Raw genomic sequence first — 22,826 nt, 5'->3', positions numbered from 1 at the left:
AGTATCGACGCCGACCGGAAAGAGGGGCGAGCCTGTATATGCAGGCCGACTACGCGATCTCCACGTCGACCTCGTCGCGCTCGACGGCGAGGCGGAACGTCGGGACGGTCCGGTAGACGACCTCGACGACGCCCTTGCGCCGGAGGCTCTGGAGCGCGCGGCGGACCTCCTTCGCCTCCGGGTCGACGTCGAACTCCTCGCGGAGCTTGTTGAGGACGCTCACGACGCTCTCGGACCGATCGTCCGGCCCGGCGACGACGCGGAACACCCGCGCTTCGAGCTCCGGGACGCGGATCACGCTCGGGACGCCGGACTCCTCGTCGTCCTCCTCGCCCTCGACCCCCGGCTCGACGCCGACGAGCGCCGCGGCCTCGTCGGTCGCCCGGATGAGGCTGTTGTCGTCGCGGTAGTAGTACTCCTTCAGGTGCCCTTCGAGGTATCGGTGAACCTCGCTGCCGCTCTCTAAGCCCCACCGCTCCTGCAACTCCTTGTTCTTCGTCGGCTGGAGCCGGACGACGTCCGCCAGCCGCTGCTGCTCCTCGTCGGAGAGACTCATGTTCGAACGTTTGGGGACGACCTATATCGGTGTTCTGAAACCGCACACAACCCGGGTCGGCGGTCGACTCGCTCGTCCGCCCGCGCTGCGGTCGGCTCACCCGCTTCGGCGGTCCGCGAGTCGGTCGCCCCAACCGCCCTCGACCGCCGACGGTGCGCTCGGCGCAACCCCCACCGCGGCCGACGGTGCGGCGGGATCGCTCACCCTCGACCGCCGACGGTGCGACGAGATCACCCACCTTCGGCGGCCGACAGCGCGACGACGCTGCCGTCGCCGTAGATGACGTAGATCTCGGGGACGCCGTCCCCGTCGGCGTCGGCGAGCGTCGGGTGGGTGTACACCGACACGTCCCGCTTGTACGAGTCGAGCACCTCGCCCGACGCCGGATCAACCACCGAGACGATCCCGTCGTTCGTGACGGCCACGACTTCGGGCGAGCCGTCGCCGGTCACGTCGCCCATGCTCGGCGGGGGCGTCATCTGGACGTCGCCCGTCGTGAGGGTCGTCGTCCACTCGACCTCCCCGGTCCGGGCGTCCAGGCTCCGGAGCTTCCCGTCGCGGGCGACGGCGTACACCTCCGGCTCGCCGTCGCCGTCGCCGTCCCCGACGGCGCGGACGGCGGCGAACGCGCCGAAGTTCCGCCGCCACTCGACGTCGCCCGTCCGCCCGTCGACCGCCGCCACGGCGCCGTCCCTCGTGGCGACGACGATCTCGCGCCCCGGATCGCCGTCGATCTCCCCGGTGGTCTGCCACGTGATCGAGCTGTCGAACGGGTTCGTCAGCCGCCAGCGGACCGATCCGTCGCGCCCGAACACGACCAGGTCGCCGTCGCCGAGACCGAGCGCCAGTTCGGGCCGCCCGTCGCCCGTGAAGTCGGCCGCGGTCGGCTGTCCCCAGACGTACGACGAGAGGCGCTTCGTCCAGACCGCCGTCCCGTCCGGGCGGACGACGGAGACGGTCCCCCTCACGTCGACGACGACGACCTCCTTCGCGCCGTCGCCCGTGAAGTCGGCGACGACCGGCTTCGTGTACCCGTACGCGTCCAGGTCGTAGCGGAACTCCTCGCGGCCGGTGACCGGGTGGAGCGCGACGACCGACCGCTCCGTCGTGGCCGCGAGCACCTCCTTCGCGCCGTCGCCGTCGTAGTCCGCGATCGCCGGATCGGCGACCGAGTGGATCGTGCAGTTTTCGGGCGGGATCGGGTGGCTCCACCGCTCCGTCCCGTTCGACGCGTCGAGCGCGACGAGTGAACACTGCGCCGTTCCGCTCCGTCCGCTGACGGGCGCGTAGACCATCCCCCGCCCCTCGACGCGGCCCGCGGCCGGCGCGTGGTGGTTGCCCAGGGTCTCGGTCGACGTGTCGCTCACCCACCGCTCGGTCAGGCGCGCGCCGGACGACCCGCCGTCGTACGTCGCGGCCAGCGCGATCCCGCCGAGGAGGACGACGAGTCCCACGAGCGCCGCCGCCGTTCGAGGCCGCATACGAGCGGTTCGGCCGCGGAGGGAGAAAAGCGGCCCGTTCCGCGTTCGACGCCCGTCCCGCGTCCGACGCCTCCTTCCGCGTCCTCCATCCCGTTCCGTCGCCCGCCCGGCGCGAATCAGTGACGCTTTCCCGCCGCCTCGCCGAGTACGCCGCATGCGTCGGACGCGGCTGCTCTGCGCGGCGGTTCTCCTGCTCGCGAGCGCGCGGATCGCCAGGGCGCACGAGGTCGGCGGATCGCGCTTCGACGCGCCGATCCCCCTCCCGCTGCTGTTCGTCGGCGCGGGGGCGACGGTCGCGGTCACCGCCGTCTGGCTCGGCGCGGCCGAGCGAAACCCGGCCGCCGAGCGGGGTTCGACCGCCGAACGGAACGCGGCGGCGGTCGAACCGCGGCGGCCGCTCGTCTCGCTTTCGCCGACCGCGGCGGCCGCGCTGCGGACGGCGGCCCGCGTCGGGTTCCTCGCGCTCGTCGTCGCCGCGCTGGCGCACGGGGTGGCGGGCAAGCAAGTGCGGGCGGAGAACCTGGCGACGGTGTTCGTCTGGCCGCTGTGGTTCAGGGGCGTCGGCCTGCTCACGGTCCTCGCCGGCAGCCCGTGGCGCGTCCTCTCGCCGTGGCGGACGCTCTACGCGGCCCTCGAACGGATCGAAGGCGACGAGATAGCCGTCCTGGGTGAGTACCCCGCCCGGCTGGGGGAGTGGCCCGCGTTCGTCGGGTTCGTCGCGATCGTCGGCGTCTTCGAGAACCTCACCGCGATCCCGCTCGACCCGCGGCTGACCGTGTTTCTCGTCGCCGGCTACGCGCTCGTGATGCTCCTCGGCGGCGTCGCGTTCGGCCCGCGGTGGTTCGAGCGCGCGGACGCGTTCGAGGTGTTCTATCGGGTGCTCGGGCGCGCCGCGCCGCTCCGGGCGGTTCGGACGGCCGACGGGGGGTACGACGTGCTGGTCCGACCGCCGTGGCGGGGGAGCGCGGAGCCCGCGCCGTCGATCGCGCTCGTCGCGTTCGTCGTCTCGGCCGTCTACACGGTCAGCTTCGACGGGTTCACGAGCACGCCCGAGTTTCAGACGCTCTCGATCGGCGCGCGGGGCCTGCTCGGCGTCGGGCCGGCGGCGAGCGTCGTCCTCTACCTGATCGGCCTGGCGGTCTTCGTCGGGAGCTTACTGCTGACGAGCGACGTCGTGCGACGGCTCGGCGGCGCGCGCGGCGGAACCTGGAGGGGGGCGGCGCGCGCCTTCGCACCGACCGTGATCCCGATCGCGGCCGCGTACGAGGTCGCGCACAACTACCCGTACGTGCTCGGAAACCTCGGCCAGTTCCTCGCCGTCGGCGGAACGCTGCTGCCGGGGATCGAGGCTCCGGCGGTCGACCCTCTCGGTTGGCTGTCGCTCCCCGCCTTCTGGGCCTCGCAGGTCGCGCTCGTTGTCGCCGGCCACGTGGTCGCGGTCGTCGCCGCCCACGCCGTGGCCGTCCGGCGGTACGACTCGCTCCGGGCGGCCGGGCGCGCGCACGCCCCCCTCGTCGCGCTGATGGTCGGGTACACGGTCCTCTCGCTGTGGATCATCTCCCGACCGGTCGTCGCGTGACCGGACCTCTCCGTTCTCACCGCCGCCCGTCCGCCCGCCCTCCCGCGCCGACGAGGTCGACCTCGTCCGTCCCGGAGAGCCCGTGCTCGCCGGAGTCGTCCTCCTCCCAGACCAGCGTCGCCGTCGTCTCGTCGCCGTCGAACCCGGCCCCGTCGACCGGGAAGCGGAGCACGAGATCGTCGTTACCGTCGCCATCGACGTCGGTCACGCGACCGCGGGACGCCGGGCGGGTTCCGCCCCCGTCGGCGACGGCGTCCGGAGCGCCGAACCGGTACCGCTCCGCGCGCTCGGTCGGGTCGAACGCGACCGTCTCGCCGCTCTCGTCGGCGTACTCGGTGTAGCGCACCGCGACGGAGACGTATCCCCGTCCCTCCGTCGGAATCACGTTCCGATCGCAGCGCGGCCTGACGTCGATGTCCAGCCGGTCGGGGAAGTGGGCGGTCGCGACGCCCCCCACCGTCGGAAGGGCGGCCGCGGCCGCGGCGGCGACCGCGCCCGACTTGAGCAGCGTCCGGCGGGAGAGGTTCGCGTTCGAACTGCGCGCGTCGTCGAAGAGTGCGTCTGGATCCATGTGGTCCGCTCGCCCCGACGGACCGGAGCGGTCTATCGGTTCTGGCACGGGAACCGAACCTCGAAACGGCTCCGACTCCGGCGCTTTCGTGCGCTCACGCCGTCCGGTACCGTCGAACGAGGACGATCCCCGCGAGCAGGGCGACGACCGCCGCCGCGAGCCCCGCGGTCGTCGCCCCGAGGCCGGTCTCCGGACCGCCGAGCGACTCCGCCAGGGCGACGCCGCCGAACGCGCCGAGCGCGACGCCCGCGATCAGCCCGCCGACGGCGTAGGCCGCCGGGACCCACCGCCTCCGGAGCGCGACCGCGCAGGCGACGACCATCTCCGCGCCGACGGCGAGGAGGACGAGAAACAGCCAGTGGGGCGTGGCTCCGTGAGCCGCACCGGCGTGCGCCGCGACGGGCGGAACGGCCTGCGCCGCCGCGACCGCGCCGAGCAGCCGCGCGGCCGCCCCTCCGACGCGACGCGGTCGGGTCGACGGTGGGCTCGTCTCTCGCCCTCGTTCGGGTTCGGTTTCGTCGCTCACGTCCGTACGCGGGGAGCGGACGGACTCGAACCCTTCGATCGGCGGCGCGTTCAGAGGGTGACCTCGGGCATGTCGAGGAACGCCGTCTCGTACCCCTCGTGCCGGGACACCTGCGGCGGCGCGTCGACGGTGATCGTGACGTCGTCGTCCGGGCGGAGGCCGTCGACGGCCGCGCCGTAGTGGTAGCCGAGTTCCGGATCGATCGCCTCGGTCAGCGCCCCGTCGAAGGCGGTCTCGTTCCCGCGGGCGACCGTCGCCGAGAGCGACATCATCGGGAGGACGTACCGGTTGTGCGGCGTCCGCGGCGAGACGGCGAGGTACGGCCCGCCGTCGCGCTCGACGGCGGTCGCGACGAAGACGGCGTCCCCGCTCGTCCCCTCGCCGACGGATTCGCCGGGCAGATCGCCTTTTTTCGGGGCGAACGACAGCGGCACGTCTTCCATCATCATGGGATCGACGGCCCCCTTCTGCCCCTTCCGCTCGTCGAGCATCGTGTACCCGAGATCGTTCCGCTCCGACTCGCTGTAGTCGAACTCGACCCGGACGGTGGTCCGTCCCTCGAACCGGTCGGCGAACGATCCCATCCGGCGGAGCCCCATCGACCCGAGGTCGACGGAGACGGCGTACGTCCCGTCGCCGTCCAGCGAGACGTTGTCCCCGTAGTGAAATCCCATCCGCTGTGAGAGCATCGGCCACGGGGACAGCCGCGTGACCGTCTCGCCGTCCTTCTCGATCTCGATCTGCAGCCCCGACTCGATCGGCAGCACCTCGTTCGTCTCCGTGTCCCACACGGAGAGCATCATGTGGACGGCGTCGTCTCCCTCGACGTCGACGCGCTTCGTCTCGCGACCGGTGACTGTCCAGAAGCGGTGCGGGTACGAGTACGTCAGCCCGACCATGCGCGACCCGCCGTGGCCCATCCCGGCCATCTGCATCTCCTCGAAGTGCGTCGGGACGTACACCGCGTCGGGGCGGTTTTCGACCAGTGGCGGCTCCCGTCCCGCCGGCCGCGTCTCGAACAGCCCGGTGCACCCCGCGAGCGCAGAGAGAAGGGTGAATCCGCCCGCTCGGAGAACGTTGCGGCGTTCCATGCCTCCGGAAAGCGGCCGCGTCCGATTATCGGTTCTGGTTTGCTCGGCGAACCCTCGGGGCGACGTTCGGAGCGCCTCTCCCGGTCACCGGGGACGGGGCTCGGGGAGCGCCCGGCGACTCCGCGGGGGAAGCAGGTAGTTCCCCCGCCGGTTGACGGTCATGTACTGGAGGATGCCGTTGTTCGTGCGCTGGCCGACGGCGGACCCCTCCGAGAGGTCGGTGCCGTTCATCGCCTTCCGCGTGTCGACGAAGTCGCCGATCCGCCGCTGGATCGAGACGAAGTGCACCCCGGCCTGATCGCCGTCGGTCGAGTCGAAGTCGCGCCGGAGGATGAGGGGCGAGCCGCCCTCGCGGACGCGGGCGGCCTTCTGGGAGTGGCCGACCATCCCCTTCGTCCGGGCGTCGCTCTCGGTGTCGTCGGCGCACGCTTCGATCCCGGTCCCGTCGCCGAGGTTCTCGCCGGTCCCCTCGACGCGGCCCTCCTCGGCGTGCGCCGGACAGAACATCTTCGCCACCCGCTGCTCGCGGCTGTCCTGCTCGTACCACTGATCGAGGTGGAGCGCGATGGCGGAGACGTGCTGCGTCGCCCCGCCGGCGAACGGCCCGTCCGGGATCGTGACGCGGTCCTCGCTGGCCTGGTTCTTCGCGAATCCGGATTTGAACCCCATGTACAGCGGCGCGTCCTCCGGGACGGGCTCCGAGTCGGGGATGCCGCTCACGTCCTGGTGGTCCGCCGGCAGTCCCTCCCCGACGAAGCCCGTCCGCCGGGCTGCGACCTCGAAGACGCCGCCGAAGTCGGCCGACAGCTCGACGCCGTTTAGCTCCTCGCGGTCCCCCAGGAGCGCCTCCTCGGCCGCGAGCACGACCTGTCCGTGGTCGCTCCCGAGGTGGACGATCGCGTCGGGTCGATCGAACGCCGGGTTCTCGAAGGGCGCGAGCGCCTCCGGCTCGGGGAGGTCGACGCTCTCGGGAAGCGGTTCGTCGAAGCGGTCGAAGTAGCGCGGCGAGTAGCCGACGGTGAAGAGCAGCCCGTCGTGCCGCCGCGCGTAGGCGCGTTCGAGCCCCCGGAGGGCCGTCTCGACCGTCCGGCGCTCCCCGCCCGTCGGCGTCCCGTCGCCGGCGTAGTTCAAAAGCAGGAGCACGTTGTGCCGGGGCGCGAGCCGGTTCCCGCTGTCGTCGGCCGGAAGCGCGCCGTTCCACGCGTGCTGTCGCTCCGGAAGCTTCGAGAGGTCGTCCGGCCCCCGCGGGACGTCCGGCTGCCCGAACCGGTCGACGCAGGCCGAGAGGGCGCTCGCGCCGCCGATGGCGACGGCGCTTTTGACGAACGTGCGTCGCGGGATGCCGCGGGAGTGGCCGGTCATCGGTGGCGCTAGCCGTTTGGCGAGAAAAGGGGTTTCGGTAAGGTTCTCGAACGGAGCGACCGCGATCGAACGGAGTGACCGCGATCGACCGCGATCGGACGGAGCGATCGGGCGAAGCGATCGGACGGAACGGTCCCGAGCGGATCGGTCGTCGAAACGGGCCGGATCCGGCACTCGACGCCGCCGGGGGAACGGTTATGGCCGTCGCCCGTGACCGCCACCCATGGCGTGGGACACCATCCGCCTGGACATCGAGGACGACGTGGCGACGCTCACCGTCGACCGACCGGACGCGCTCAACGCCCTCAACGTCGAGACGCTGGAGGCGCTCGACGAGGCGCTTTCGACCGCCGAGGACGAGGACGCGCGGGCGCTCGTGCTCACCGGCGCGGGCGAGAAGGCGTTCGTCGCCGGCGCGGACATCGGGTACATGCAGGATCTCACGACGCCGGAGGCGCAGGCGTACGCCGAACTCGGTCACCGCGTCGCCGACGCCATCGAGACGTTCCCGGCGCCCGCGATCGCGGCCGTCAACGGCTACGCGTTCGGCGGCGGGTGCGAACTCGCGCTGGCGTGCGATCTGCGGGTGGCGAGCGAGCGCGCGGTGCTCGGGCAGACCGAGATCGACCTCGGCATCGTCCCGGGGTGGGGGGGAACCCAGCGCCTGCCGCGGCTCGTCGGCGACGAACTCGCCCGGCGGCTGATCTTCTTCGGGGAGCGCGTCGACGCGACCGACGCGCTCGAATACGGGCTCGTCGGGGAGGTCGTCGCCCACGACCAGCTGGACGACTACGTCGCGGACCTCGCCGCGGACCTCGCTTCCAAGCCCAAGTTCGCCCTCCGGGCCGCGAAGGACGCGCTGAACGCGGCTCGCGAGGGGTCGCAGTCGGCGGGGCTCGCGTACGAGCGCCGGGTCTGGAGCGGGCTGTTCGGCACCCACGATCAGCGAGAGGGCATGAAGGCGTTCGTCGAAAAGCGGGACCCGACGTTCGAGTAGCGGTTCCTATTAATCGATTGTTAGCTCTATCGATCCGAGAATTCGGGTGACTTAACGTAATCATAACAATATCCGGGAGCCGCTAGCGTCGCTTCATGTGGCCGATAACCGACCTGCTCCGGCGGTTCGAATCCGAACCGACAAACGAGTATGTATGCTCGAAGTGCGACACGAGATTCCCGGTGCAGTATCACGTCTGTCCGCGCTGTAACTCCTTTTCCGTCGAGCCGATCGGGGACCACACCGCCGATTCCGCTGGTTCCGTCGACGCCGCCGGCCCCGACGATTCCGCCGACTCCGCAGATTCCCGCACCCCGTCGTCCGACGGGTGATGGGCGTCCCGACCGTCGGACAGATCGTCCGGAACGCCGATCGACGCGGTCGACAGCGAAAGGCTAAGCCCCTGCATGAGGAATCGTTAGGTATGTCCGAGACGGTTAAGCTCAGCAGGGTCGAAACGCTGTTCGGGCGGATCGAGTACCCCGCCACCCGCGACGACGCGGCCGCGGCGTTCGGTGACGTCACTGTCCTCCTCGCGGACGGACAGGAGAACCTGGGGGAACTCATCGCCGACGTCCCGACCGACACGTTCGACGGGCCGGACGAGCTGTCAGCCGAACTGAACAACGCGCTGCCGATCGAGGCGGTCGGCGAACCGATGCAGTCCGACGGCGACGCCTGACGGGCGCGCCGGGTTCGCCTCGAATCCCCGTCTTTAAGTGGACCAGGCGACTGGAACCTCTAACATGGAATTCTGCGACGAATGCGGTTCGATGATGAAAGCCGACGACGGCGCGTGGGTCTGCGCCAAGTGCGGTTTCGAGAAGCCGCGCGACTCCGCGAAGGAGGCGCAGATGGTGACCACCCAGGCCCAGGAGAAAAGCGAGATCATCGAGTCCGGCGGCGGGTCGAGCGGCCTCCCGACGACCGACGCGCGCTGCCCCGAGTGCGGTAACGACACGGCGTACTGGTACATGCAGCAGATCCGTTCCGCCGACGAGTCCGAGACGCGCTTTTTCGTCTGCACCGAGTGCGAACACAAGTGGCGCGAAGACGACCACTGAATGCCGTCGCCGCCGGCGGTTCCGGGCGACCGGCTCGCCGGCTGGCGACCCATCGAGGAGTCGACCGAGACGCCCTTTTCGACGGGGTTTTTCGCGGTCACCGCGCACGCGGCCGTCTACGAGGACGCCGACCTCCGGGCGTCGATCCGCGAGCGGACGGGCGCTGATCGGACGTGGCGGATCTTCCTCGCCGGACGTCTGGTGCTGACGCCGCCCATCCCCGTCACCGCCGCCCTCGAACGCCTCGTCGCCTCCCGGACCGCCGAGGGATTCGCCCGACAGCTCCGCGATCGCGGGTTTTCGTCGGTGAGGCGGACGGGCGCGCGATCGTTCCCCGTCGACGGGGTCGAGGCGCGGCTCACCGCGTACGACGCCGTCTGCGAGACCGGCGACGCGACGCTCGCAGTCGAAGCGCAGGTCGCGGTCTGGCGGGACGGGGGTGAGTTTCTGTTCGCCGGCGGGGCGCATCCGACGGCCGTTCGCGAGGCCGACGACGCGACGGCGGCGGCGCTCGGCGAACTGCTCCGTCCGGAGGCGTTCCGCGACGAGCTGTTCGGGTTGATCCGGGCGACGGGGACCGCGGGTCGCTAATCGTCGACCCCGTCCGAAAGCAGAAGCGCGAGGACCGCGCCCGCGAGGGAGATCCGCGCGGGCGAGACGCCGAGGAGCCGGGAGACGGCGCCGGGGCGGACGCCGGGTTCGATCCGCGCGACGCTTCCGCCGCCGACCCTGACGTCGACCGTCAAACCCGACTTCGGGTGCCGATCCAGCGCGGACGGGCCGGCGGGCGCGGCGGCGATCCCGCGGAGGAGCGATCGCGCGACGCGGAGAGACGGCGCGTCGACGACGAGCAGGTCGCCGTACCCCCTGACGCGCACGTCCGCGCCGTCGATCGTCAGCGAGAGATCGGCGTCGACGGCGAGCCCTCGTCCGCCCTCGGCCGGGATCACTCCTCGGGCTCGCGGGTTCTGATCCGGAGCGTCCCGTTCAGCCGCCAGTGGGCGTGTTCGGCGTCGTCGCCCGTCTTGTTCGGGACGTCGACCTCCATGTCCTCGAACTCGTAGGTGATCTCCGCCCCGCGACCGGTCAGGCGCTCGTACAGCCCCATGGCGAGTTCGGGCCACGTGCGCGTCTCCTCGACCTCGGTCGGCCTGTCTTCGGCACTCATGCGTCGCCGAACGTTCGTCCGCCACGACCATAGAGGTTCGTACGGGTCGAAGCGAGGTGAAAGAAGAAGCGCGGCCGAGCTACTCGTTCCTGGCGAAGGTCAGATACCCGGTGTGGCCGACGCCCGCCGTCGACGGGCGGGAGCCGCGCTCGCCGAAGTCCATGCGGCGCTGGATCGTCTCGTACGTCTCGACGCCGGACAGCCCGACTCCGCGGGCCGCCTCGACCGCCGCGCGGGTCTGCTCGACGAACGGCGAGTAGACGGCGACGAAACCGCCGGAGACGAGGAGGTCCGGGGCGCGCTCGACGACGGTCGCCGCGTCCTCCGTGTCGAGGGTGAGGAGATCGAACCCGTCGACGCCTTCGAGTTCGTCGGTGAGATCGCCGGTCCGGACCTCGACCCGATCTTCGACGCCGGCGAGTTTCACGTTCCGCCGGGCGACCTCGGCGAACTCCGGGTTCCGCTCGTAGGTGACGACTGACGCACCCAGGCGACCGAGGTACGCGGACAGGACGCCCGTTCCGGTGCCCGCGTCGAGGACGCGATCTCCGGCGGCCGCGCCGGTGTGGCCGACGATGAGCCCCACGTCGCGGGGCATCATCGGCGCGCCGGTCCGCTCGAAGTGGTTGAAGAGGTCGGGGCCGCGGGGTTCGCGCACGACGAACTCCTCGCCGAGGTGCGTCTCCAGCCGCTGTCCGGGCGTCGCGTCCTCGGGCACTTCGAGCACGCCGAGGTCGGTCTGGAGTTCGTCGCCCGGCGCGAGGAGGTACTCCCGGTCGCCGCGGACGAGGAGTATCACTCCAGCCGAGAGATGGCCGCGGCGAGGTCGCCGTTCTCCGCTTCGAGCGCCTCGCGGGCCTCGTCCTCGCTCGCGCCGGCGCGCTGGGCGACGATCTGCACGTCCGAGTCGGGGATCTCCGCGCCGCCCGCCTCGGCGGCGTCGGCCCCCGACTCGCCCTCGACCGCCCCCGCCGCGCCGCGCTCGCGCGCCTCGGGCTCGCCGACGATCTGGTAGGTCTGCTGCCCCTGCGCGTCCATGCGGGTGACCTGGGCGTCGGTGAAGACGAGCTCCTCGTCGGCGGTCCGTATGACGACCTCCTCGGCGTCGAGCTCCGTCACGTCGATGCCCATCTGCTTCATCATCTGTTTCATCTTCCGCGGGTTCATTCCGCCGCCTCCGAACATACCCGGACGGTCGCGGTCCGGCGGCAAAAGTATGGCGAAGGACGCGACGGCCGTCCGTCTTCCGCTCCGGTCGCTGTCGCGCGTGGGACCACGAGCGATCGAGGGAGCGCCGGTCGGCCGGCATCAAATGGAACGGAGTAGCGTAGTCGAACGATTACTAATTAGTATCTCACGGTGGTGAGGAAATTTCATTAAATCTTCCATTTATCTTCACACTTTTTCAACGACACGATATGTTTTTACCCCGCCGCCAAGAACCGCGTGTGAGATGAGCAAGCACGGCCGGGTCGTTTACGAGCCCTCTCCGGTGGAGCGGATAAGCGATGGAGTGCTGGTGGCGGTTTCACGCCGCGAGGGATGCGACCAGATGGAGCTTCAACTTCCCCTCTCGGAGGCGATAAATCCCGACGCGCTCGACGACCTTTTCACGACGATAGAGGACCCGCACCCGCGTCCGGACGTTTTCGTTTCGTTTCCCTACGACGGCTGTTCCGTCACCGTCCGCAGCAACCGTTCCGGGACTGTCAGGATATCGGTCGGGGAGCGATCCGAACGGGAGGCGCTCTCCGATTAGCGTCCGACTCCCCTCACGACTACAACCGAGGGCGTCCGCCATGCGTCGGTGTGACTGGCGGCCGACCGCGCGACCGCGGCCGACGCCGCGGATCGTTCGACCGCTCGACGCCCGGCCGTTTCACGCAGCCGGGTCGCAGCGCTCCGCCGGAAATCCGACGGTGGTACCGCCCTCTCAGGCGGTCCGACAGCTCACCGCGATTCCGTTGCCCACCGGGAGAACGAGCGTTTCGAACGACGGATCGGCGCGGACGGTCGCGAGGTACGCCGCGATGCCGCGGGTGTCCCGGTCCAGGTCGGCGCGCGCGGAGGCGCCGTCGCCTCCGGCGTTTTCGGCCTCGTCCACGCCGTCACCGTCCCCTCCCTCTCCGTCCACGCCCTCCACGGACGCGAGCAGCGCGTCGAAGTCGATCGGCCCGCGCATGACGTTGTCCGCGACGACCGCGCCGCCGACCCGGACTTTCGCCCGGACCTTCTCGAACGCCTCTGCGTAGCGGTGCTTCTGGTGGTCGACGAGCACGAGGTCGAACGGGCCGTCGTAGTCGTCGACGATGGAAACCGCGTCGCCCTCCTCGAAGGTCGCGCGGTCGTCGATCCCGGCGCGCTCGAAGAACTCCCGCGCCATGGCGAGTTCGTCCCCGTCGAACTCCGTGAGGACGACCTCGCCGTCCGCGCTCATCCCCTGGAGGAACCAGTACGCGGAGTAGCCGTAGCCGGACCCGAACTCGAACACGCGCTTGGCGCCGGTCAGGCGGGCGAGGAGCCGGAGGACGCCGCCGGCCTCCGGACCGATGACGGGAAATCCGTTCTCGCGGGCGTACGCCGCCATCTCCGCTTGAATCTCGTCGTGCTCGGGACCGGTCGCGCGGACGAACCGGGACACGTCGTCGGGTAGGACCATGCGGGAGGGATCGAGTCGTGGGTATCTAAATGTGCGTTCGGCGGCCGACGCGGCAATTGATATCACGGTACCCGAGGGGAGAGCACTTAGCTGGCTTTTTATCCGCGCTCGCGGGAGGTGATCAAGCGAAACCGACGGGCTCCGAGACCGTTCCGTTTCAGCTCGTCGGCTCGACCACGAACGCTCAGATTCGAACCATGACTCGACACGCTTTCTCGCGGCGGAGCTTTCTCCGAACGGCGACGGGCCTCGGATCGGGGCTCGCGCTCGCCGGCTGTACGGACGCGCCGAGCGCCGGGGACCGCCCGACTGACCGAACCCTCCGGATGATCGGCCAGCCGATCAGGACGCTCGATCCGGCGCAGTCTATCGACACCGCGTCCGCCAAGATCGTGAGCCAGCTGTACGACGGCCTGACGTACTATCCGAAGGGGACTCCGACGCCCGAGCTCCTGCTCGCCGAGGACCTCTCGGTCTCCGACGACGGGAGGGAGTACGCGTTCGCGCTGAAGCCGAACGCGACGTTCAGCGACGGTTCCCCGGTCCGCGCGGCCGACGTCGTCTACACCTTCGAACGGCTGGCGTCCTCGCCCGTCTCCGCCTGGGCGTCGACGCTCCTGGACCTCGTGGGCGTGACGCACGAGACGCGAACGGTCGAAACCGACTCGGGGACGCGGGAGGAGTACGTCCCCGGCAGCCTCGGCGTCGAGGCGGCTGACGAGCGCACCGTCAGGCTCCGGCTGTCGGAGCCGTTCCACGCGACGACCGCCGTCCTCGCGCACCCGTCGTTCGGGATCGTCCCCGAGGGGATCGTCGGCGACGTCGAGGGGTACGACGGCGAAGTGAAACGGGAGGAGTTCGCCGCGCGCCGTCCCGTCGGGGCCGGCCCGTTCGCGCTCGACTACTGGAAGCAGGGGACCGAGTACCGGGTGAACGCGCGGGAGGACTACCACGGTCACGCGCCGACGGTGGCCGGGATCCACTGGCAGGTGATAAGCGACCCGAACAGCGCGTACGAGTACGCGACGAACGGCAACGCCGACGCGTTCTGGGTCCCGGACGCGCGCTTCGACCCCGAGCTGGTTTCGATCCGGGCGGTCGACGAGCGGGGTCGGAAGGTCGGCACCTACGGCCCGCTCCCCGAGAACGGGAAGACGGTCAGGTACGTGCAGGTGCCGCAGGCGACGACGATGTACGTCGGGTTCAACGCCGAGCTGGTGCCGAGGCCCGTCCGTCGGGCGGTCGCGTACGCGCTGAACCAGGAGCGGCAGCTGCGCGACGTCCACAAGGGCCGGGGGCTGGCGGCGACCCACCTGACGCCGCCCAGCCTCTTCCCCGGCGGCCCGGAGGCGTACGACCGGCACGCGAGGGGCCACTACCCGTACGGAGTCGGCGAAACGCGCCTCGACGCGGCGGAGCGGACGCTCCGGGAGGCGGGGTACGACCCGGGCGATCCCGCCGAGCTGACGTTCACGGTGTACGAGGGGGCGAACTGGCGGACGACGGGCGAGCGGCTCCGCGACCAGCTCGCGGCCGTCGGCGTCGAGTTGACCCTGGAGGAGGCGCCGTTTCCGGCGCTGGCGAAGCGCCGCGAGAACGGCGCTCTGGAGATGTTTTCGTTCGGCTGGTCGATGGACTACCCGGCCCCCGAGAACTTCCTCCAGCTGCTCTCGCCGACGGCCGAGGCCTCCAGAGTCGCGTGGAAGGGGACCGACGCGTCGAAGCGGGCGGCGGAGGCGTGGAAGGCGATAGAGGCCCACCGGACGGAGAGCGACGCGGACCGGACGGCTCGGAGACGGGCCTGTCTGGCCATGGAGCGGGCGAACTGGGAGGACGCGGTGATCGTCCCGAAGTACCACCCCGTCGGCGAGGGCTTCTACTACCGGTGGGTCGACGTGCCCAAGACCGGCGCCGCGGGGTTCGACAAGCACAAGTACAACCACGTGCGGATCGCCCGGCGGACGTGACGCCGCCCCCGTGAGTTGACGACGGAGACGGCCTCCTCGACATCGGTCGTCCCGGTCCGATCCGTCGCCTCCGTGCTCGATCCGCCCGCGCACCCGGCGAGCGCCGGGCCGGTGCCGACGCCCGCGAGTTCGAGAACGCGCCGTCGACCGCGATCCATCGACCGAATCCACGCGCTCGGAGCGTATCAGTGAGCGCGAAGTAACTCCGGAGATGGCGAAATTCTGTCACGTATTTCCGTTCGAATCAAACGCTTAAGTCGGCCCCTACCTTCATCTTCGACCATGTTCGATCGGGACGACCTGGAGCGAATACGATCCGCGAAGGAGGAGTGGGAGGAGGAGACGCTCTCGCCCACCCTGGAGCGGTTCGGAGAGCGCGAGGAGCGCTTCACCACCGACACCGGCGGCCAGGAGGTGAAGCGGCTCTACACGCCGGCCGACGTCTCCGACCTCGACTACCTGGAGGATCTGGGGTTCCCGGGCGAGGAGCCGTACACCCGCGGCGTCTACCCCACGATGCACCGCGGGCGGCTGTGGACGATGCGCCAGTACGCCGGGTTCGGCACGGCAGAGGAGACGAACGACCGCTACCAGTACCTCATCGAGAACGGCCAGACCGGCCTCTCGGTGGCGTTCGACCTGCCGACGCAGATGGGCTACGACTCCGACGCGACGATGGCGCAGGGCGAGGTCGGCAAGTCCGGCGTCGCCATCGACACCCTGCGGGACATGGAGACGCTCTTCGACGGCATCCCGCTGGACGAGGTGTCGACCAGCATGACGATCAACGCGCCCGCCTCGGTGCTGCTCGCGATGTACGTCGCCGTCGGCGACAAACAGGGCGTTCCCCGCGAGAAGCTCCGGGGCACCGTCCAGAACGACATCATGAAGGAGTACATCGCCCGCAACCTCTACATCTACCCCCCCGAGCAGTCGATGCGGCTCATCACCGACACCTTCGAGTTCTGCGCGGCGGAGACGCCGAAGTTCAACACCATCTCCATCTCGGGGTACCACATCCGCGAGGCGGGTTCCACCGCGGCCCAGGAGGTCGCGTTCACCCTCGGTAACGGGATCGAGTACGTGCGAGCCGCGGTCGACGCCGGCCTGGACGTGGACGAGTTCGCGCCGCAGCTGTCGTTCTTCTTCAACGCCCACAACAACGTGCTGGAGGAGGTGGCGAAGTTCCGGGCGGCCCGGCGGATGTGGGCCAGGATCATGGAGGAGCGCTTCGGCGCGGAGAACCCCAAGTCGAAGCAGCTGAAGTTCCACACCCAGACCGGAGGGTCGACGCTCACCGCCCAGCAGGTCGAGAACAACGTCGTCCGGGTCGCCTACCAGGCGCTCGCGGCGGTGCTCGGCGGCACCCAGAGCCTCCACACGAACGGGAAGGACGAGGCGCTGTCGCTGCCGACGGAAGAGAGCGTCCGGACCGCCCTGCGGACGCAGCAGATCCTGGCCCACGAGTCCGGCGCGGCCGACACCATCGACCCGCTCGCCGGGAGTTACTACGTCGAATCGCTGACCGACGCGATCGAGGAGGAGGCGCGCGGGATCGTCGCGGAGGTCGACGAGCGCGGCGGCATGCTCGACGCCGTCGAGAGCCAGTGGGTGCAGCGGCAGATCCACGACGTCGCCTTCGAGCGCCAGCGGGAGATCGAAGACGGCGAGCGGATCATCGTCGGGGTCAACGAGTACCGGGTCGACGAGGAGGCGGACATCGACATCGAGGAGGTGACGGAGGAGGACGAGCGCCGACAGATCGAACGGCTCGAATCGGTCAAGGCGGAGCGCGACGACGAGGCTGTCGAAGCGGCGCTCGCCGCGCTCCGCGACACCGCGCGGGGGGAGGGCAACCTCCTGCCCCCGATCGTCGAGGCGGTGAAGGCGTACGCGACGGTGGGCGAGATCTGCAACGTGCTCCGCGACGAGTTCGGCGAGTACCACCCCGGAAGCGCGGTCTGAGCCCCTCCCTTTACTTCAGTCTCACCGCGGTACCGTACGCGAGCATCTCCGCGCCGCCCTGGGCGATGCTCCCCGTCTCGAACCGGACGTTGACCACGGCGTCCGCGCCGAGTTCGTCCGCTTCGGCTTCCATCCGGGCGACGGCCTCGTCGCGCGCGTCCGACAGTAGCTCCGTGTATCCCTTCAGCTCCCCGCCCGCGATGTTTCGGAGCCCCTGCACCACGTCGCTTCCCACGTTCCGGGCGCGAACGGTGTTGCCGCGGACGACGCCGAGCGTCTCCGCGACATCGCGGCCGGCGACCGCGTCTGTCGTCGTGACGAACATGTCGCGCCGAACGAATGGGCCCGATATACGTCTTGCGCCGCGGCGAAATCACCCCGTATCGGTCGGCACCTCCCTCTCCCCGAGTAACCGACCAGTAACCACGGAGGTAACGCCGCCGTTAGGGAACGTATATGGGAGGCGGACAGTCAGAGCCAGACGGGGGTAGGAGAGATGAGCTCCGAGGAAGGAACGTCCGCCCGCTCGATCCGTACGACGACCGGCACGGCGACAGGACGCACAGATCGCCCGAGAACCGCACCCGTCGGCGCCGCGGATCCGGGGAGGACCGAGGGGCTGCGCGAACGGGCGAGGTACATGGCTCGCCGGATCTGCCGGGGCTTCGTGGCCCACGACGACCGCGACTGGGAGGGCGCGGTCGAGGCGTTCTACGAGGTCGACAGGCGGCAGTTCGCCCACCTGGACGACGCGGAGGCCCACGCGGCGGCGCGGGCGTACGCCGCCGCCCTCTGGGAGAAGGACCGGGTCGAGGACCCGCACGTCCGCGGGGGCGAACTCGACCGCAGGGCGCTCGCGGCCGCCGACTGGAGTCCGGTCGAAGCGCGGCTCGCCCGCCGCGCCGAGGTCGTCGGCGCGGACCGCGAGTACGCGACGAGGACGACCGAGGCGTGGCGGAAGCACAAGGTCGGCGGCGACTACTGGACCCCGACGATGGCCGCACAGCGCCACGAGATCGCGGCCGCGCTCGGGGGTGCCGGGCACCCGAAAAAGCCGACGTTCGGGCGGTCGGGATTCGGCCACCTCGCGTCGTACTACCTCGTCGGAACCGAACTCCACGACATGCACACCCGCCGCCACTGGGAGCGCGCGGCGGAGATCATGACCCACTACTACGAGGAGGTTCTCGCCCGGCGAGCCGCGGCGGCGGTCGAACCGACCGCCTGACGGGAGGCGTTCCGCCGCGAAGAGGAAGACTTCCGCGGAGAGGGAGGAGTCGCCCGCGAAAAGGGAACGGGGGACGCCGGGGGGTCGCCGCGGAGCGACGTTCGGCCCGCGGCGACGCTACTCTCGCTCGCCGGCCGTCGGATCGGCGAGCGGCCCGGAGGCGGCCGACGCCGCGGGGAGCGTGAAGTAGAACGTCGATCCCTCGCCGGGCTCCGATTCGACCCAGATGTCGCCGCCGTGCCGCTCGACGATGCGCTCGCACGTCGCGAGGCCGATCCCGGTTCCGCCGTCGGTGCCGGAACCCGAAAAGAGGTCGAAGATGCGGTCGTGTCGCTCCGGGGGGATCCCGACGCCGTTGTCGGCGACGGCGAACAGCCACTCGTCCCCGCGCCGCTCAGCCCCGATTCGGACGCGCGGCGGCGCGTCCCCGGCGTACGCGATCGCGTTGCCGATGAGGTTCTGAAACAGCTGCACCAGGAGCGTCTCCATCCCGACGACCGTCGGCAGCTCGTCGACCGCGACCTCGGCGTCCGCCCGCCGGACGGTCACCTGCATGTTTTCGAGCACCGTCTTGACGACCACTTCGCAGTCGACCGGCGCGCGCGACTCGTCCCGGCGGCTCACCCGCGAGTAGTGCAGGAGGTTCTCGATCATCTCCCGCATCCGGTCGGCCCCCTCGACCGCGTACGCGACGAACTCCCGCGCGTCGGTGTCGAGATCCTCCCCGTAGCGCCGTTCGAGCAGTTCGAGGTAGCTCGACACCACGCGAAGCGGCTCCTTCAGGTCGTGCGAGGCGACCGACGCGAACCGTTCGAGCTCCGCGTTGGAACGCTCGAGCTCCGCGTTCTTCCGGTCGAGCTCGGCGTTCTTGCGGTCCAGCTCCTCCCGCTTGCGACGCAACTGCTCCTCGTGTCGCTTCCGCTCCGTGACGTCGCGTCCGATGCCGCAGATGTACAGCGGATCGCCCGCCGAATCGCGGACGAGCGACCCCGTGAACTCGTAGGGGATGCGCTCGCCGTCGCGCGTCTCGATCCTGATCTCCTCGGTCGCCTCCCCGTCCTCGACGATCCTCGAAACCGCGGCGGCGGCCCGGCTGACGTCCTCGGCGGCCATGAGGTCGAACGGGCTCATCGCCGCGATCTCGTCCGCCCCGTAGCCGGTCACCGCGCCGACGCGCTCGTTCCACCGGACGAACTCGGCGTCTGTGTTCATCACGAAGAAGATGTCCGTCAGGTTGTCGAGGACGCCGTCGATGAACGCCCGCTCCCGTTCGAGCGCGCGGCGCGTCTCGACGCGCTCCGTGACGTCCCGCCGGAGGATCTGGGCGCCGCCGTCGTCGAGCGGCACGACGAGCAGCAGGTACACCCGCCCGTCGATCGACTCGCGCAGTTCGACCGGCCGCCCCTCCTCGACGGCGGCGTCGACGGCTTCGAGCCACCGCTCGCACCCGCGGTCCGCGTCCAGCACGTCGCACAGCGCCCGCCCGAGCGCCTCCTCGCGCGGGACGCCGAGGTGGGCGGCCATCCTGGCGTTCGCGGCGCTGATCGCGCCGTCGGCGTCGAGCCGAAGGACCGCGTCGCCGGTCGCTTCGACGGCTCGATCCGTCGACGCTCCGCTCGACGGGTCCGCGCTCCCCGTCCCCGCCCGTCGATCGAGGCACCGTTCGACCGCCTCGACGAGCGACCGCTCGTCGGCCCGCCGGTCGTCCGTGGCGGGAACCCACTCGTCGTACAGACCGGGAGCGACGTCCCGCGCCGCTCCGGGCGCTTCGGCCGCCAGGACGATCGGCACATCGGGGGCCGCCTCGCGCACGAAACGGAGGAAGTCCCCGACGCGCTCGTCCCCGATCGGACGGCCGCAGACGAGACAGTCGACCGGGCCGGCGAGCAGTTCGGCCGTCGCCGCGTCCGGTCCGGCCGCCGCGCTGACCACGGTGTGCGGTCGTTCGGCCGGAAGCCGTGACGGTACCCGGACACCTTCTCCCACGTACAATATCCGTGATACGGTCATCGGACGCGTCCGTGCCGATTTGACGGCCGCTCCCCGCCACTCCCGACGGGATGGTTGGTAAATTCGTTCGTATAGATCATATTTCGAGACAGTCGTTACGACCAGAGACGTACGTCCGGGTATATGTTTTCTGTTCGGCGGGTCCGGCGAAATCGGCGGACGTGAGCGCCGTTTCCTCCTCCGCTCGGATTTATCACCTCGCCTCCCGAGTGCCGACACATGCAGTTCGATCACGCCGGAATCGCAACGACCGACGCGGCGGCGCTCGCGGACCTGTTCGCCGATCTGCTCGGCGCGCCGGTGGCGCACGAGGAGCGGTTCGAGGGGATGACGGTCGTCTTCCTCGAACTCGAAAACGGCTACTTCGAACTCCTCGAACCCCACGCCGAGGGTGCGATCTCGCGGTTCCTCGACAGCCGCGGCCCCGGAATCCACCACGTCGCGCTCGCCACCGACGACATAGAGGCGGCGCTCGATCGCGCCCGCGACCTCGGACTCGATCTCATCGACGAGCGGCCGCGTCCCGGCGCGTGGGGCCACGACGTCGCGTTTCTGCACCCGGAGTCGACCGGCGGCGTCCTCGTCGAGTTCGTGCAGCACTGAGCGGACGGGTCGGTGACCCGACCCGCTCGACGCGCCGGTGACGAACCGGGGGCCGAACGATGCAAAAAGAGTAGTGGATCGGCCGAGAAGGGCGGTCGATGAACGACTGGCTCACTCACCGGGCGCGGGCGACGCCGGATTCGACGGCGCTCGTCGCGGCCGACACCGGTCGGGAGTGGGACTACGCCGAACTCGACGCCGCGGTCGAGCGGACGGCCGGTCGGCTCGCCGCGCTCGGAGTGACCGCCGGGGATCATCTCGGGGTGCTGTTGCCGTCGCGGGTGGTCTACGTCCGACTCGTCCACGCGGCGATGCGCCTCGGCGCGACGCTCGTTCCCCTCTCGGATCGGCTCACCGCGACCGAACTGGCCGATCAGATCGAGACCGCGGACCTGACGGCGCTCGTCTGCGGGGCGGAGACGGAGGCGCGGGCGGTCGAGGCCGCGGGCGGCGTGCCCGCGGCGTCGGTGGACGACCCGGAAAGCGGGGGAGTCGCGTCGCTGTCGGCGGCCGAGCCGGTCGCGTTCGACCCCGCGTCGTGGGAGCACGACGACCCGCTGGCGATGCTCTTCACCTCGGGGACGACCGGAGCCCCGAAGGCCGTCGTGCTCACGGCGGGCAACGTCTTTCACAGCGCCGTCGCCTCGGCGTTCCGCCTCGGCGTCGCGCCCGACGACCGCTGGCTCGTCGCGCTCTCGCTGTACCACATGGGCGGGCTCGCCCCCCTGTACCGGTCGGCGCTCTACGGCACGGCGGTCGTCCTCCGCACGTCGTTCGACCCGGGGGGAACCGCGGACGACGTCGGCGCGTACGGCGCGACGGGGATCTCGCTCGTGCCGACGATGCTCCGGCGGATGCTGGACAGCCGCGGGACGCTCTCGGACTCGCTGCGGTTCGTCCTGCTCGGCGGGGCGCCCGCGCCGCGGTCGCTCGTCCGGCGGTGCCGCGACTACTCCGTCCCGGTGTGTCCGACCTACGGGATGACGGAGACGGCGTCGCAGATTGCCACCGCCTCGCCCGGGGAGGCGTTCGAGTTCGAGGGGACCGTCGGCCGGCCGCTCCTGTGGACCGACCTCGCCGTCGTCGGCGACGAGGGTGACGAGGTCGCTCCCGGCGAGATCGGCGAGTTCGTCGTCTCGGGGGCGACGGTCTCGCCCGGCTACTACGGGAACCCGGAGGCGACGGCGGACGCCTTCGGGCCTCGCGGCCTCCGGACGGGCGACGTGGGCTACCGCGACGAGGCCGGCCGCGTGTACGTGCTCGGCCGGATCGACGACCGGATCATCACGGGCGGCGAGAACGTCGATCCCGGCGAGGTCGCGGAGGCGCTCCGGGACTGCCCCGGCGTGGCCGAGGCCGCGGTCGTGGGGCTCCCGGACGACGAGTGGGGCGAGCGGGTCGCGGCGCTCGTCGTCCGCGACGACCCCGACCTGACCGCCGACGCGGTCGAGGCGCACTGCCGCGAGCGGCTGGCCGGCTACAAGCTCCCGCGGACGATCGCCTTCGAGGAGGGGGAGCTGCCGCGGACCGCCTCCGGGACGGTCGAGCGTCCGGCGGTCCGAGAGCGCATCGTCTCGCTCGTCGAAGCTCGGGAGGCGGACGGCGAGGACGGGGTCGCGGAGGCGGACACCGCGGACGGGGTCGCGGCGGCCGCCGAGTCGGGGGAGACGAACGGCGAAGACGGCGAAGACGTAGAGAGCGGCGAGGACGGCGATGGCGAAGAGAGCGGCGAAGACGTAGAGAGCGTCGAGGACGGTGATGGCGAAGACGGCCGGGAAATCGGCGGAGACGGAAGCGGCCCGGAGGGCGGAAACCGCGGGGGCGACCCGGACGCGAACCGAGACGGAGCCGGCAGAATCGACGAGGGGGACGACGCGATCGCCGACGAGGGTGCCACTGGGGGCGACGACAGCGCCGACGAGGGCGACGACGGAAACACCGACGAGAGCGACGACGGGCCGGAGCCGTCGTCGACCGAGTAAACGGCGGTTCCGGAACT

At 70.7% G+C, this 22,826-nt stretch carries 24 protein-coding genes; 11 read left to right on the top strand and 13 right to left on the bottom strand.

The genetic code is table 11. From position 1 onward, the window contains the following. Positions 1-49 precede the first annotated feature (49 nt). Positions 50-556 (bottom strand): DUF5797 family protein, encoded by a 507-nt coding sequence (locus CNO20_RS18635; RefSeq protein WP_101297713.1) that lies wholly within the window; start codon positions 554-556, stop codon positions 50-52. A 230-nt stretch (positions 557-786) separates the two neighbouring features. Then, the gene (locus CNO20_RS18630) at positions 787-2,037 is read right to left on the bottom strand and encodes an FG-GAP-like repeat-containing protein (RefSeq protein ID WP_101297712.1); all 1,251 of its coding nucleotides are present in this window, start codon (positions 2,035-2,037) and stop codon (positions 787-789) included. A 154-nt stretch (positions 2,038-2,191) separates the two neighbouring features. On the opposite strand from CNO20_RS18630, the gene CNO20_RS18625 reads away from it, so the two are divergent. After that, positions 2,192-3,616, top strand: a complete 1,425-nt coding sequence (locus CNO20_RS18625; RefSeq protein WP_101297711.1) for a hypothetical protein — start codon at positions 2,192-2,194, stop codon at positions 3,614-3,616. Between the two features lie 16 nt (positions 3,617-3,632). Here CNO20_RS18625 and CNO20_RS18620 read toward each other — a convergent pair whose 3' ends face one another. The 4 genes from CNO20_RS18620 to CNO20_RS18605 all read right to left on the bottom strand — a co-directional run bounded on the left by CNO20_RS18620 (position 3,633) and on the right by CNO20_RS18605 (position 7,166). Further along, positions 3,633-4,187 (bottom strand): hypothetical protein, encoded by a 555-nt coding sequence (locus CNO20_RS18620; RefSeq protein WP_101297710.1) that lies wholly within the window; start codon positions 4,185-4,187, stop codon positions 3,633-3,635. Between the two features lie 94 nt (positions 4,188-4,281). After that, entirely contained in the window at positions 4,282-4,713 is a 432-nt protein-coding gene (locus CNO20_RS18615) for a hypothetical protein (RefSeq protein WP_101297709.1), read from the bottom strand. A gap of 50 nt (positions 4,714-4,763) precedes the next feature. Beyond that, positions 4,764-5,804: a DUF7350 domain-containing protein gene (locus tag CNO20_RS18610; protein ID WP_101297708.1), complete on the bottom strand. Its 1,041-nt coding sequence runs from the start codon at positions 5,802-5,804 to the stop codon at positions 4,764-4,766. An 84-nt stretch (positions 5,805-5,888) separates the two neighbouring features. Next, entirely contained in the window at positions 5,889-7,166 is a 1,278-nt protein-coding gene (locus tag CNO20_RS18605; RefSeq protein WP_101297707.1) for a DUF7405 family protein, read from the bottom strand. A gap of 223 nt (positions 7,167-7,389) precedes the next feature. On the opposite strand from CNO20_RS18605, the gene CNO20_RS18595 reads away from it, so the two are divergent. The 4 genes from CNO20_RS18595 (at position 7,390) to CNO20_RS18575 (ending at position 9,818) form a co-directional block, all read left to right on the top strand. Further along, a complete protein-coding gene (locus tag CNO20_RS18595; protein ID WP_101297705.1) occupies positions 7,390-8,163 on the top strand; it encodes an enoyl-CoA hydratase/isomerase family protein in 774 nt (257 codons plus the stop codon). 424 nt (positions 8,164-8,587) lie between these two features. Further along, the gene (locus CNO20_RS18585) at positions 8,588-8,845 is read left to right on the top strand and encodes a DUF5789 family protein (RefSeq protein ID WP_101297703.1); all 258 of its coding nucleotides are present in this window, start codon (positions 8,588-8,590) and stop codon (positions 8,843-8,845) included. 64 nt (positions 8,846-8,909) lie between these two features. Continuing rightward, a complete protein-coding gene (locus CNO20_RS18580) occupies positions 8,910-9,227 on the top strand; it encodes a transcription factor S (protein WP_101297702.1) in 318 nt (105 codons plus the stop codon). Next, positions 9,228-9,818 carry a DUF6517 family protein gene (locus CNO20_RS18575; RefSeq protein ID WP_101297701.1) on the top strand — a complete coding sequence of 197 codons (591 nt, stop codon included), beginning with the start codon at positions 9,228-9,230 and terminating at the stop codon, positions 9,816-9,818. Here the strand turns inward: CNO20_RS18575 and CNO20_RS18570 are convergent. From CNO20_RS18570 to CNO20_RS18555, 4 genes are all read right to left on the bottom strand, one after another. Continuing rightward, entirely contained in the window at positions 9,815-10,177 is a 363-nt protein-coding gene (locus CNO20_RS18570; RefSeq protein WP_101297700.1) for a hypothetical protein, read from the bottom strand. The two genes, CNO20_RS18575 and CNO20_RS18570, sit on opposite strands and share 4 nt — an antisense overlap. Next, complete coding sequence (locus tag CNO20_RS18565) at positions 10,174-10,395, bottom strand: hypothetical protein (protein WP_101297699.1); 222 nt, start codon at positions 10,393-10,395, stop codon at positions 10,174-10,176. The genes CNO20_RS18570 and CNO20_RS18565 overlap by 4 nt, the downstream gene beginning before the upstream one ends. A 79-nt stretch (positions 10,396-10,474) precedes the next feature. Further along, a complete protein-coding gene (locus CNO20_RS18560; protein WP_101297698.1) occupies positions 10,475-11,194 on the bottom strand; it encodes a tRNA (adenine-N1)-methyltransferase in 720 nt (239 codons plus the stop codon). After that, the gene (locus CNO20_RS18555; RefSeq protein WP_101297697.1) at positions 11,191-11,580 is read right to left on the bottom strand and encodes a nascent polypeptide-associated complex protein; all 390 of its coding nucleotides are present in this window, start codon (positions 11,578-11,580) and stop codon (positions 11,191-11,193) included. The genes CNO20_RS18560 and CNO20_RS18555 overlap by 4 nt, the downstream gene beginning before the upstream one ends. Positions 11,581-11,848: 268 nt before the next feature. On the opposite strand from CNO20_RS18555, the gene CNO20_RS18550 reads away from it, so the two are divergent. Next, positions 11,849-12,154, top strand: a complete 306-nt coding sequence (locus CNO20_RS18550; protein WP_143423289.1) for a HalOD1 output domain-containing protein — start codon at positions 11,849-11,851, stop codon at positions 12,152-12,154. A gap of 174 nt (positions 12,155-12,328) precedes the next feature. Here CNO20_RS18550 and CNO20_RS18545 read toward each other — a convergent pair whose 3' ends face one another. Next, complete coding sequence (locus CNO20_RS18545; protein ID WP_101297695.1) at positions 12,329-13,054, bottom strand: O-methyltransferase; 726 nt, start codon at positions 13,052-13,054, stop codon at positions 12,329-12,331. A 197-nt stretch (positions 13,055-13,251) separates the two neighbouring features. Between CNO20_RS18545 and CNO20_RS18540 the strand changes: the two genes are divergently transcribed. Both CNO20_RS18540 and CNO20_RS18535 read left to right on the top strand, forming a co-directional pair. After that, entirely contained in the window at positions 13,252-15,021 is a 1,770-nt protein-coding gene (locus CNO20_RS18540) for an ABC transporter substrate-binding protein (protein ID WP_158237449.1), read from the top strand. Positions 15,022-15,303: 282 nt separating this feature from the next. Next, a complete protein-coding gene (locus CNO20_RS18535) occupies positions 15,304-16,986 on the top strand; it encodes an acyl-CoA mutase large subunit family protein (RefSeq protein ID WP_101297693.1) in 1,683 nt (560 codons plus the stop codon). Positions 16,987-16,996: 10 nt separating this feature from the next. Here CNO20_RS18535 and CNO20_RS18530 read toward each other — a convergent pair whose 3' ends face one another. Beyond that, on the bottom strand, positions 16,997-17,311 hold the full coding sequence (locus tag CNO20_RS18530) for a YbjQ family protein (protein WP_101297692.1): 315 nt from the start codon (positions 17,309-17,311) through the stop codon (positions 16,997-16,999). Between the two features lie 171 nt (positions 17,312-17,482). On the opposite strand from CNO20_RS18530, the gene CNO20_RS18525 reads away from it, so the two are divergent. Beyond that, complete coding sequence (locus CNO20_RS18525) at positions 17,483-18,214, top strand: hypothetical protein (RefSeq protein WP_101297691.1); 732 nt, start codon at positions 17,483-17,485, stop codon at positions 18,212-18,214. A gap of 117 nt (positions 18,215-18,331) precedes the next feature. On the opposite strand, the gene CNO20_RS18520 is transcribed toward CNO20_RS18525, so the two are convergent. Next, positions 18,332-20,146, bottom strand: coding sequence for a sensor histidine kinase (locus CNO20_RS18520; protein ID WP_158237447.1), 1,815 nt, complete (start codon positions 20,144-20,146; stop codon positions 18,332-18,334). A gap of 297 nt (positions 20,147-20,443) precedes the next feature. Between CNO20_RS18520 and mce the strand changes: the two genes are divergently transcribed. Next, entirely contained in the window at positions 20,444-20,827 is a 384-nt protein-coding gene (mce, locus tag CNO20_RS18515; RefSeq protein WP_101297689.1) for a methylmalonyl-CoA epimerase, read from the top strand. A 98-nt stretch (positions 20,828-20,925) separates the two neighbouring features. Beyond that, positions 20,926-22,809: an AMP-binding protein gene (locus CNO20_RS18510; RefSeq protein ID WP_101297688.1), complete on the top strand. Its 1,884-nt coding sequence runs from the start codon at positions 20,926-20,928 to the stop codon at positions 22,807-22,809. The last annotated feature ends 17 nt before the right edge of the window (positions 22,810-22,826 follow it).

Source organism: Halegenticoccus soli, from assembly GCF_002844195.1.
In the GTDB taxonomy this organism is placed as follows: domain Archaea; phylum Halobacteriota; class Halobacteria; order Halobacteriales; family Haloferacaceae; genus Halegenticoccus; species Halegenticoccus soli.
The sequence above is the reverse complement of the archived record's forward strand: the minus strand, read 5'-3'. Positions and strand labels throughout refer to the sequence as shown.